The organism is Rhodococcus sp. D-46, from assembly GCF_011290655.1.
In the GTDB taxonomy this organism is placed as follows: Bacteria; Actinomycetota; Actinomycetes; order Mycobacteriales; family Mycobacteriaceae; genus Rhodococcus_F; species Rhodococcus_F qingshengii.
Genome location: NZ_JAANTF010000009.1, coordinates 73,278 through 83,299, shown reverse-complemented (window position 1 = coordinate 83,299; position 10,022 = coordinate 73,278). Strand labels below are relative to the sequence as shown.

12 protein-coding genes are annotated in these 10,022 nt (G+C 64.3%); 1 reads left to right on the top strand and 11 read right to left on the bottom strand.

Annotated elements, in window-relative coordinates; all coding sequences use genetic code 11:
* Positions 1 to 29: 29 nt before the first annotated feature.
* The 9 genes from G9U53_RS23420 to fmt form a co-directional block, all read right to left on the bottom strand.
* Positions 30 to 503, bottom strand: a complete 474-nt coding sequence (locus tag G9U53_RS23420) for a PH domain-containing protein (protein WP_064688255.1) — start codon at positions 501 to 503, stop codon at positions 30 to 32.
* Positions 500 to 997, bottom strand: a complete 498-nt coding sequence (gene ribH / locus G9U53_RS23415; protein WP_003944999.1) for a 6,7-dimethyl-8-ribityllumazine synthase — start codon at positions 995 to 997, stop codon at positions 500 to 502. The genes G9U53_RS23420 and ribH overlap by 4 nt, the downstream gene beginning before the upstream one ends.
* Positions 994 to 2,268, bottom strand: a complete 1,275-nt coding sequence (locus G9U53_RS23410; RefSeq protein ID WP_003944833.1) for a bifunctional 3,4-dihydroxy-2-butanone-4-phosphate synthase/GTP cyclohydrolase II — start codon at positions 2,266 to 2,268, stop codon at positions 994 to 996. Before G9U53_RS23410 ends, ribH begins: the two co-directional genes overlap by 4 nt.
* 110 nt (positions 2,269 to 2,378) lie before the next feature.
* The gene (locus tag G9U53_RS23405) at positions 2,379 to 2,987 is read right to left on the bottom strand and encodes a riboflavin synthase (protein ID WP_064688256.1); all 609 of its coding nucleotides are present in this window, start codon (positions 2,985 to 2,987) and stop codon (positions 2,379 to 2,381) included.
* 5 nt (positions 2,988 to 2,992) lie between these two features.
* The gene (ribD, locus tag G9U53_RS23400; RefSeq protein WP_030536416.1) at positions 2,993 to 4,045 is read right to left on the bottom strand and encodes a bifunctional diaminohydroxyphosphoribosylaminopyrimidine deaminase/5-amino-6-(5-phosphoribosylamino)uracil reductase RibD; all 1,053 of its coding nucleotides are present in this window, start codon (positions 4,043 to 4,045) and stop codon (positions 2,993 to 2,995) included.
* Between the two features lie 8 nt (positions 4,046 to 4,053).
* Positions 4,054 to 4,737: a ribulose-phosphate 3-epimerase gene (gene rpe, locus G9U53_RS23395; protein WP_064688257.1), complete on the bottom strand. Its 684-nt coding sequence runs from the start codon at positions 4,735 to 4,737 to the stop codon at positions 4,054 to 4,056.
* A 64-nt stretch (positions 4,738 to 4,801) separates the two neighbouring features.
* Positions 4,802 to 5,149: an MmcQ/YjbR family DNA-binding protein gene (locus tag G9U53_RS23390; protein WP_003944924.1), complete on the bottom strand. Its 348-nt coding sequence runs from the start codon at positions 5,147 to 5,149 to the stop codon at positions 4,802 to 4,804.
* A gap of 40 nt (positions 5,150 to 5,189) precedes the next feature.
* Complete coding sequence (locus G9U53_RS23385) at positions 5,190 to 6,638, bottom strand: transcription antitermination factor NusB (RefSeq protein ID WP_047270385.1); 1,449 nt, start codon at positions 6,636 to 6,638, stop codon at positions 5,190 to 5,192.
* Complete coding sequence (fmt, locus tag G9U53_RS23380; RefSeq protein ID WP_007727991.1) at positions 6,635 to 7,558, bottom strand: methionyl-tRNA formyltransferase; 924 nt, start codon at positions 7,556 to 7,558, stop codon at positions 6,635 to 6,637. Before fmt ends, G9U53_RS23385 begins: the two co-directional genes overlap by 4 nt.
* A gap of 288 nt (positions 7,559 to 7,846) precedes the next feature.
* Between fmt and G9U53_RS23375 the strand changes: the two genes are divergently transcribed.
* Complete coding sequence (locus tag G9U53_RS23375) at positions 7,847 to 8,053, top strand: hypothetical protein (RefSeq protein WP_003944900.1); 207 nt, start codon at positions 7,847 to 7,849, stop codon at positions 8,051 to 8,053.
* A 57-nt stretch (positions 8,054 to 8,110) separates the two neighbouring features.
* Here the strand turns inward: G9U53_RS23375 and G9U53_RS23370 are convergent, their stop codons facing one another.
* The gene (locus tag G9U53_RS23370; protein WP_165639250.1) at positions 8,111 to 9,130 is read right to left on the bottom strand and encodes an alpha/beta fold hydrolase; all 1,020 of its coding nucleotides are present in this window, start codon (positions 9,128 to 9,130) and stop codon (positions 8,111 to 8,113) included.
* A gap of 94 nt (positions 9,131 to 9,224) precedes the next feature.
* Entirely contained in the window at positions 9,225 to 9,980 is a 756-nt protein-coding gene (locus G9U53_RS33330; RefSeq protein WP_347570823.1) for a PadR family transcriptional regulator, read from the bottom strand.
* Positions 9,981 to 10,022 lie beyond the last annotated feature (42 nt).

Below are 10,022 nucleotides of genomic sequence, written 5' to 3'. Positions count from 1 at the left end.
GATGCGGGCACCGAACCGGTCGGAAGACGTCAGATGCTCTTGTGCGCGACCGGTGCGTAGCGGTCGGCCAGTTCGCGGAACTTACCGACCGTGTCGACGGCGTACTCGCGGTCATTGGACTGGATCGCCATCACTGCCATGTACTCGTCGTCGGGCAATTCGATGCGTGCCCAGGCGGCACCGTCGGGGAACGAGAGTCCCTCGAACAGATCCCAGTCGACGATCTTCTCGCCCAGGATGTTTCGTACGGCAATACCCTGCTTGCCCACCTTGACCCGGGGCCGCGTCAACATCAGCACACCGAGAGCCAGAATGGTGCCGATGCCTGCCATCGCGATCTGGTCCGCGGCACGGAAGTACACGCCGGTGGACCCCTGGCGAAGCAGGAGTGCCAGAGTGACGTGAACGATCACCAGGAGGACAGCAACTCCGATCGCGTATCGCGTCGACTTACGCGGTGACGCAATCAGTTCCCAGTTCTCGTTGTCGCCGGGTGTACTCATCGAAACGAATCCTCGGTCCATGGTGCTCGGAGATGGCGCAGGGTCACTGCGGTGTCCAGTGCGGCGGCGCAGGCCTGTGCGCCCTTGTCCTCGACGCTACCCGGCAGACCCGAACGGTCAAGAGCCTGCTGCTCGGTGTCGGTGGTCAGGACACCGTTCCCCACGGGGGTGCTTTCGTCGAGCGAGACGCGTGTGAGGCCCGCGGTGACCGCGTCGCACACGTACTCGAAGTGCGGCGTGCCGCCGCGGATGACAACACCGAGAGCGACGACGGCGTCGTGCGTGCGCGCCAATGCCTGCGCAACGACCGGCAGTTCGATCGCGCCGGCGACACGGACCAGTGTCACGTCCTTGATCTGTGCCTCCTGCGCGACGCGCTGCGCGCCGGCGATCAGAGCCTCGGAGATCGTCGCGTGCCACTGCCCGGCAACGATCGCCAGCTTCAGATCCTTGGCCTCGGCGATCGCGAGCTGCGGCTGACCTTCCCCGCTCACAATGCGGTTCCCGGCTGTGCGGTGTTCTGGTTCGCCTCGTACTCGTCCAGTCCGATCAGATCGTGCCCCATCCGATCGCGCTTGGTGCGCAGGTAGGTGAGGTTCTCCGCATTCGCGCGCAACGGCATCGGAACACGATCGGTGATCTGCAGGCCGTAGCCGTCCAGACCCACACGCTTGGCCGGGTTGTTGGTCAGCAGACGCATCGACGAGATCCCCAGATCGACGAGGATCTGGGCACCGATGCCGTAGTCACGGGCGTCCGCCGGTAGGCCGAGTTCGAGATTGGCGTCGACGGTGTCGGAACCGGCGTCCTGGAGCTGGTAGGCCTGCAGCTTGTGCATGAGACCGATGCCACGACCCTCGTGCCCGCGCATGTACAGAACAACGCCGCGGCCCTCCTGGGCGACCATGTCCAGTGCGGCGTCGAGCTGCGGGCCGCAATCGCACCGCAGCGAACCGAAGACGTCGCCGGTGAGGCACTCGGAGTGAACGCGGACGAGCACGTCGCTACCGTCTCCGTCGGGGCCTGCGATGTCGCCACGCACCAGCGCAACGTGCTCGACCTCGTCGTAGATGCTCGTGTAGCCGACAGCGGTGAACTCACCGTGGCGGGTGGGGATGCGGGCCTCGGCGATGCGCAGCACGTGCTTCTCGTGCTTGCGACGCCACGCGATGAGGTCCGCGATCGAGATCAGAGCAAGGTTGTGTTCGTCGGCAAATACTCGCAGCTCGTCGGTCTGAGCCATCGCGCCTTCGTCCTTCTGGCTGACGATTTCGCAGATGACGCCGGCAGGACGCAGGTCCGCCATGCGGGCGAGGTCGACTGCAGCTTCCGTGTGGCCAGGACGACGCAGTACTCCGCCTTCCTTCGCGCGGAGCGGAACGACGTGACCGGGGCGAGTGAAATCGTTGGCACCGGATTCGGGGTTGGCGAGCAGACGCATCGTCGCAGCGCGGTCCGACGCCGAGATGCCGGTACCGATTCCCTCACGGGCGTCGACCGTGACGGTGTACGCCGTGCCGTGCTTGTCCTGGTTGGTGGCGTACATCGGGGGCAGGCCCAGCCGATCACAATCGTCACCGTCGAGCGGCACGCACAGGTAGCCGGAGGTGTACCGGACCATGAACGCCACCAGTTCCGGGGTGGCTTTCTCGGCGGCGAAGATGAGGTCGCCCTCGTTCTCGCGATCCTCGTCGTCCACGACGACAACAGCTTTACCTGCAGCGATATCTGCCACTGCGCGCTCGATACTGTCGAACCTGGTCACGTGCTCGCACTCCAAAGTCTTGACTTTTCACATCATCGAATACAACAAGTGCATCCGACGGATGCACTGACAACCCTACGACCAATCGGACGGGTCCGATCAGCCTGGTCCTACCGACCGGCAGAGTGAAGCCGCTCGACGTACTTCGCGATCACGTCCACCTCGAGGTTGACCGGCGTACCGACCACAGCGGTTCCGAGCGACGTCAACTCGAGCGTTGTCGGGATCAGCGAGATCTCGAAGTACTCGAACCCGCGGTCTCCGCCCAGCGCGGAGACCGTCAGCGAGACTCCGTCGACGGTGATCGAACCCTTCTCCACGACGTAACGGGAAATGGAGTCGGGCAGTGCGATCCGCACTACCTCCCAGTTCTCGGACGGCGAGCGGGAAATGACGTGGCCTGTTCCATCGACATGCCCTTGAACCAGGTGGCCGCCGAGTCGGCTGTTCAGCGCCGCGGCACGCTCGAGGTTGACGCGAGAGCCGACATCCAATTTCGCCAGGCTCGAGCGGTTCAGGGTTTCCTGCATGACATCTGCGGTGAACGAACCGTCGGCAAGCACGTCGACCACCGTCAGGCACACTCCGTTGACCGCGATCGAATCACCGTGGCCGGCGTCGGAGGTGACCAGTGGCCCGCGCACCGTGAAACGTGCAGCATCGACCAGTTCTTCCTTGGCGACGATTTCGCCGAGTTCTTCCACAATTCCTGTGAACACGCGCCCTACTCCTCGTTCCCCGGAGCAGAACTCTCCGGAACCAGACTCAACAAAATATCGGGGCCGATCGTTACCGCAGACTCCAAACGGAATCGGTGGGCGTCGGTGATGGTGTGCACTCCGGCATCGACGAGTGCGGAGGCGCCCGCGCCGAGCAGGATCGGAGCGATGTATGCCTCTATGACGTCGACATATCCGGCGGCAAGGAATGCTCCGGCCAGACGGGGCCCACCCTCGAGAAGTACGTCCGTGTACTCCCCCAACGCCTCGACTACTTCGTCGATGTTGTCGGTGTTGAGCACCAGAGTCGGTGCGGTGTCGTCGAGAATGCTTGCCGTCGAGGGTATTTCGCGCTTTCCGACGACGACGCGAACGGGTTGGTGCGCCGCGAGCTCACCGGTGGGCTGACGTGCGGTCAGCCACGGATCGTCGGCGAACACGGTGCCGGTACCGACCACGATCGCATCGATCTGCGCTCGCTGCGCATGCACGCGCGCCCTCGCCTGCGGACCGGTGATCCACTGACTCGTTCCGTCCTCGGCGGCGCTGCGTCCGTCCAGACTGGCCGCGTACTTCCACGTGATGTGCGGGCGACCGGTGCGCTGTTTGTGCAGCCAGGCCCGCAGTGGACCAGCTTCCACCTCGGGTGCTCTCAGTCCGGCCGTGACGCTGATTCCAGCGCGCATGAGCGTCGCTGCGCCGCCGGAAGCCTCGGGATTGGGATCACCGACGGCGTAGACAACCGCCGAGACTCCGGCATCGATCAATGCCTGTGAGCAAGGGCCGGTTCGCCCCTGGTGATTGCACGGTTCCAGTGTCACCACTGCCGTACCGCCACGCGCTGCATCGCCGGCCTCGTCGAGAGCCACGACCTCCGCGTGCGGTCCACCGGGCGGTTGCGTCATACCGACGCCCGCGATGGTTCCGTCGGCAGCGAGGATGACCGCGCCGACCGGTGGGTTGGGGCTGGTGAATCCGCGCGCGGAATCAGCTGCGGCCAGCGCGATCTGCATCGCGGCGTCGAGATCAGCCGTCGACGCCTGTCCACCCTTTGCCATCGAGCGGCTCAGACCGACAGCGTCAGGTGCGGCGACGCCGAGGCGGCCTGCGCGCGCAGCTTGCGCACCGCCTCACCGGGATCACTCGTTCCGTACACCGCCGAACCGGCGACGAAGCAGTCGATCCCTGCTTCAGCGGCCTGCTCGATCGTGGAAGCGTTGATGCCGCCGTCGATTTCGACAAGGAGCGTCAGCTCACCCGAGTCGACGAGCTTTCGAACTGCGCGTGCCTTGTCGAGCACCTGAGGCATGAAGGACTGACCACCGAATCCGGGTTCGACGCTCATGATCAAGAGGGTGTCGAAGTCCTCGAGGATTTCCAGGTAGTCGTCGATCGGGGTTCCAGGCTTGATGCTCAGCCCCGCCTTGGCACCAGCTGCACGAATATCGCGGGCAACCGAACGCGGATCGTCGGTGGCCTCGGCGTGAAACGTGACGTTGTACGCACCGGCCTCGGCGTACGGCGGCGCCCAGCGCTCCGGATTCTCGATCATGAGATGGCAGTCGAGCGGAATATCCGTCGCCTTCAGCAGACTCTCGACCACCGGCAGACCCAGCGTGAGATTGGGAACGAAATGCGCGTCCATCACGTCGACGTGAAGCCAGTCGGAGCCGGACACGGCAGTCGCTTCATCAGCGAGTCGAGCAAAATCTGCGGACAGAATGGACGGTGCAATCATCGGGGAAGCCACGACGCCGAGTTTAGCTGTGTCTCATTGCCGACCGTGCATGCACATCGGAGCCGGTGCAATCAGATCAGTTCTTGACGACGGTGTGGAGCTTTCGCACCTTGGCCGGTGCCTTGATCCGCCACGCGTCTTCGAGCATCTCACCCAACTGCACCTCGTCGATCAGTTCGAGGTGCACGAGGATCGAGCCGTGCCCGTGATAGTGATCGGTGGTGAAGAAAGCCGCCTCGCCACTGGCGAGTAGCGCCTCCTTCTCGTCCAGACCGCACATCACGACCAAAGCGCCCTCCGCTTCGGTGCGGAGCCGTGCAAAAGTCTTACCTGCCACCTTGAGTGCCGGGGTGTTGTACGAGGTCGACTCTTCCACGGAGGGAAGAGCCGAACCCAGTACTACAACCTGTTCCCACGTAACCATGTAGGCACCATACGACTACCGATGCCCAGAAGTCATCCGATCAGGCCAGCGGCTTACGCAAAGCGGCCATGAACATAGCGTCCGTGCCGTGTCGATGCGGCCACAACTGAACCGACGATCCGTCTCCGACGTCCGGGACACCTGGCACCAATTCCTTGGTGTCAAGTTCCACGACGCCATGACGCCGCACCGCATCGGCGACCACAGCCAGCGTTTCCGACAAGTGCGGCGAGCACGTGGAGTACAGCACCACTCCGCCGGGGCGAACCAGTTCGATTGCGGCAGCAAGCAATTCACGCTGCAACTTCACGAGCGGGGCCACATCGGACGGCTGCCGACGCCAACGTGCCTCCGGGCGCCGACGCAGCGCACCCAACCCGGTGCAGGGAGCGTCGACGAGGATGCGGTCGTATCCGGGTTCGAGCCCGGATTCGCGGCCGTCCGCCACGTGTACGTCCACGGGAAGCTCGCGAGTGGTCTTGCGGATCAGTTCGGCGCGATGTTCGACGGGCTCGACGGCGTCGAGTCGCCCGCCTTCGATACCGGCGAGAGCGCCGAGAAGCGCTGCCTTACCGCCCGGACCTGCGCAGAGATCGAGCCAGCGTCCGGAGTCTTCACCTTCGAGAGGAGCAATGCTGAGGGCGCGGGCCACCAGCTGACTGCCCTCGTCCTGCACGCCCGCCAAGCCTTGGCGGACCGCCTCGAGCTGTCCGGGGTCACCGCCGTCGAGATGCACGGCGTATGGCGAGTACGGCCCGATCTCGCCGCCGGTCACCAGTGCAAGCTCCTCGGCGGAGATCTCGCCGGGGCGGGCGACGAGGTGTACGGCAGGGCGGGCGTCGTCGGCGATCAGGACGTCTTCGAGTTCACCGGCAGCAGCGCCGAGCGAGTCGGCAAATACCTGCGCGATCCACAGGGGGTGAGCGTGCTCGAAGGCGAGCCGGCCGACCGGGTCCTTCGGGGCCAGCAGCTCGACCCACTCCTCCTGGGTGCGTTCGGAAACACGGCGCAGGACCGCATTGACGAATCCTGCTCGGCCCTGGCCGTTTTCGGCGCGGACCAGATCGACCGAGGTTGCGACGGCAGCATGCGGTGCGACACGAGTGCGCAGCAATTGGTACGAGCCGAGTCGGAGAACATCGAGCAGAGTTCCGTCGATCTCTTCGATCGGCCGACCCGCTGCATGGGCGATCACCGCATCCAGCAGTCCCTGAGCACGTGCCGCGCCGTACGCCAGTTCGGTTGCCAGCGCCGCATCGCGTGCGTCGAGTTTGCGGTCACGCAGGAGCCCTGGCAGAACCAGGTTCGCGTACGCGTCACGCTCACGGACCGCGCGCAGGACGTCACGCGCCGCCAGACGCGGTTGATCGAGCCCGGCGGTTGCCGGATCAGGCCGCTTGGCCTGCTTCGGCTTGGTGTTCTTGCCGCCGCCGCCGGTCTTGGCTCCGGGACCCTGTGTCCGCCGTGCCGGTCGTCGTGATTCGGTCACTGTGCTCGTACCTCCGCGTCGAGTCGGGCACCGCGTGCCCAGTCCCCTGCCGACATCAATTTCTTGCCCGGGGGCTGAATCTGCCCGAGTCGCACCGCGGTGGTCGCGGTACCGATGTACAGACCATCCTTGCGTACCGAGATCTCACCGACTGCCAGGGTCTCGTCCGTGACGGTGATCGGGCCGACCTTGACTCGAAGATCACCGATCATCGTCCATGCCCCGGGTGCGGGTGTGACGGCTCGGATATGCCGGTCCACTGTGCGAGCGGGCAGTTCCCACCGCACGCGGGCCGCGTCCACCGTCACCTTGGGGGCATACGAGACGCCGTCGGCAGACTGCGGAACCGCGTTGATCTCGCCGGCCTCGAGTCCGTCGAGTACCGATTCGAGGAGGGCAGCGCCGTTTTCCGCGAGACGTCCGAGCAGGTCGCCCGCCGTATCGGTGTCGCGAATCCGCTCGGTCATCACTCCGTACACGGGGCCGGTATCCATCCCGGCTTCCAAACGGAACGCGCTCGCACCCGTCACCTCGTCACCGGCACTGATCGCGGCCTGCACCGGCGCGGCGCCGCGCCACGCGGGAAGCAACGAGAAATGCAGATTGACCCAACCGTATTTCGGAATGTCGAGGACGTTCTGTGGCAACAGGTTTCCGTAGGCGACGACGGGTGCACAGTCCGGTTCGAGGCGGGCGAGTTCGGCCGCGAAGTCGGGATCGGACGCCTTGGCCGGCGTCAGCACCGGGATGCCGTGCTCGTCGGCAAGCAGACCGATCGGCGATCGGGTGACTTTTCGACCGCGGCCCGCCACAGCGTCCGGACGCGTGACGACGGCTACCACTTCGTGGTTGGCGGATTCGATGAGCCGACGCAGTGAAGGAACCGCGGGTTCGGGTGTTCCGGCGAACACGACGCGCATGTCAGCTCTCCCGTTTCGTTGGGCTCTTCGGACTCTGATCAGCCGATCGGCCTGTCGAACGCGGTGGACTGCAACTCACGAAAATGCTCCCGGATGTGTCGGTGGGTGGAACTGTCAGTCTAAGGACTGCGAGAGCTACGACCTACCTCGCGCCACACCGAACCACTTTCTCAGCAATTTCTTTGATCAGAACCCTGCACATTCACCGGTCCTCGGTATTGACTGTTTCTGTCGTCGCCACTCGGCGGAGGCTGATACGGGATACACCGATCACACGGAGGAACTTAGATGGCAGGCATCGACAGTAAGTTCGACAAGGCCTACGCAGGAAAGTCCGTCGAAGAATTGGCGGACGCCCCGGTCGCGGCACTCAACGGCGTAAGCGATTCGGACGCAGAACATTTGAAGGCAGCGTTCAACATCAAGACCGTCCGCGACCTCGGAACGAACAAGTTCTTCCTGTGGGCGCAGGCCACTGCCAAGCTCGCCGAGTAAACATCCCGACCCACGTGATCTCGGTGCTCACGAGTTAGCAGCTCACGAATTTGCAGCTCACGAATTTGCGTCGATGACCACTTGCGGAATATCCGTGCCGAGCGGCACCACGCTGCACGAAGCGTGCCGCTCGGCATCGGGGTCGAGGACCGTCCGGATGACGTCGATCACGTAGGGGTCGTACGGCATGCGGAAGTGGCCGGTCAGGTTAGACGGGCACAGATCCTGGAGGACGATGTTTTCTGCACCGGCACCGCGGAGCGCGATGTTCGAGGACGGCTGGATCATCTCGTCGACAGTGGACCCGATGGTCGTGTAGCGCACTCCGGGTACGGTGTCACCGCCGGCGTTGAGGGTGTTCAACATATCCGACCCTTGCATCTGCTCGCGGACAGCTCGCGAAAAGACGTCTTCGACAAAGTCTTCTCCGCCGGGGATCGCACGGACAATGGGAACCAACCCGAACATCACCCCACCGTATGTCGGCGAAGCCAAACCGACCCAATGATCGACGTAGGCGTCGCCGCCCATCTTGTTGACGTAGTACCGCGTCACCGTCGCGCCTTGGGAATAGCCGATCACGTCGACCTTGTCCGCTCCGGTCGCGGTCAGCACCTGATCGACGAAAGAACCGAACGCGGTGGCACTACCGACTATGTCGCCGACGCCGTAGGTCTCGTGTGCGACGTCCCCGTCTTCTTCTTTGATCGCACCGCCGTAATTGAGAGCGAAGACGCAGTAGCCGTCAGCTGCCAGTGCCGGCGACAGGGCCGCCCAATCCGCGTACGCCTCGGTGTCGGTTCCGTGGGCGAGTACAACCGGTCGGGGATGCGTGGCGGAAGGCTCACAGCCGAAATCGTTCGATCCGGCAGGTGCGGATGCTGGATGAGCATGCGCATATGCCGTAGCAACGGAACGGGTCGCCTGACCCGGACCGACGTCGAGAGGAACGTCCATCGCGTCGGCACTCGCAGACGGAAGCGTCGGTGCGGCACCCGATATAGCCGGCGGTGCTCCGATCAGCAGCGCCACTGCTACCGAAAATGTCAGTCCCACAGACCGTTTGACGCCAGACATTGTTCCTGCTCCTGCTCTGATCCTACGAGGGAGCTGACCGTAACACCAGAAACTTCGAGGCGCATACCCTACCGAACAGTAGGTATCCGACGTCTCAATTGCCGCCTTCACCGGCGTCATCACCGGCAAGCACTCGGTAGAGCGATTTGCGCGCCTCGACAAGCACGTCGGCTGCGGCCTTGACCTGCGCTGGTGTGCCTACAGCAGCCACTTGACCGGCCGCGCCCATCAGCTGGCCGATCAGTTCTCGAAGGTCCTGCTCCGGCTCCCCTACGCTGAGACGAACGTCATCCCACGGCGCCCCGAGATCGGCGCGATGTTCCTCGACGTACGCGACGCCTTCTTCTGTCAGCTTGGCGGTCTTGCGGCCGGCAACCTTTTCGATGATCACCAGTCCTTCGTCCTCGAGTTGGGACAGCGCGGGATAAATGGAGCCCGGACTCGGCTTCCAGACGCCGCCGCTGCGCTCGACGATCTGCTGAATCAATTCGTAGCCGTGCATCGGCTCTTCCGCGATCAACAGCAGAATCGCAGCGCGCACATCTCCTCGACGACCTCGTCCGCCACGTCCTCGCCCGCGACCGAACTGAGCGCCCGGACCGAAGCCGGGGCCGGGTCCGCCGTCTGGACCGAAACGCCCCCGCCGATGGCCTCTGCGTGGCATGTCACCGAAGCCCGGCCGCTCGTGCGGTCGACCGCGTCGTCCACCGTCTCGATCGCCGGGACCATCGCCCGACGCGCCGTCGTCCGTCGGCACCCACATCACAAATGGTGGCCGTTGCTCACGGCCGAAACCGCCGAAGAAACCGCGCCGGCCGAACATCCCCTCGTTCGGGAAACTTGCATCCATCGTCGAACCTCCATCACTATCGTTGATAGTTCGACGATATAT

Coding starts and splice junctions, on each gene's coding strand:
- G9U53_RS23370 (WP_165639250.1), bottom strand. CDS start 9,130: ATGTCTGGCGTCAAACGGTCTGTGGGACTGACATTTTCGGTAGCAGTG.
- G9U53_RS23375 (WP_003944900.1), top strand. CDS start 7,847: ATGGCAGGCATCGACAGTAAGTTCGACAAGGCCTACGCAGGAAAGTCC.
- G9U53_RS23420 (WP_064688255.1), bottom strand. CDS start 503: ATGAGTACACCCGGCGACAACGAGAACTGGGAACTGATTGCGTCACCG.
- ribD (WP_030536416.1), bottom strand. CDS start 4,045: ATGGCAAAGGGTGGACAGGCGTCGACGGCTGATCTCGACGCCGCGATG.
- G9U53_RS23390 (WP_003944924.1), bottom strand. CDS start 5,149: ATGGTTACGTGGGAACAGGTTGTAGTACTGGGTTCGGCTCTTCCCTCC.
- G9U53_RS33330 (WP_347570823.1), bottom strand. CDS start 9,980: ATGGATGCAAGTTTCCCGAACGAGGGGATGTTCGGCCGGCGCGGTTTC.
- fmt (WP_007727991.1), bottom strand. CDS start 7,558: ATGCGCGTCGTGTTCGCCGGAACACCCGAACCCGCGGTTCCTTCACTG.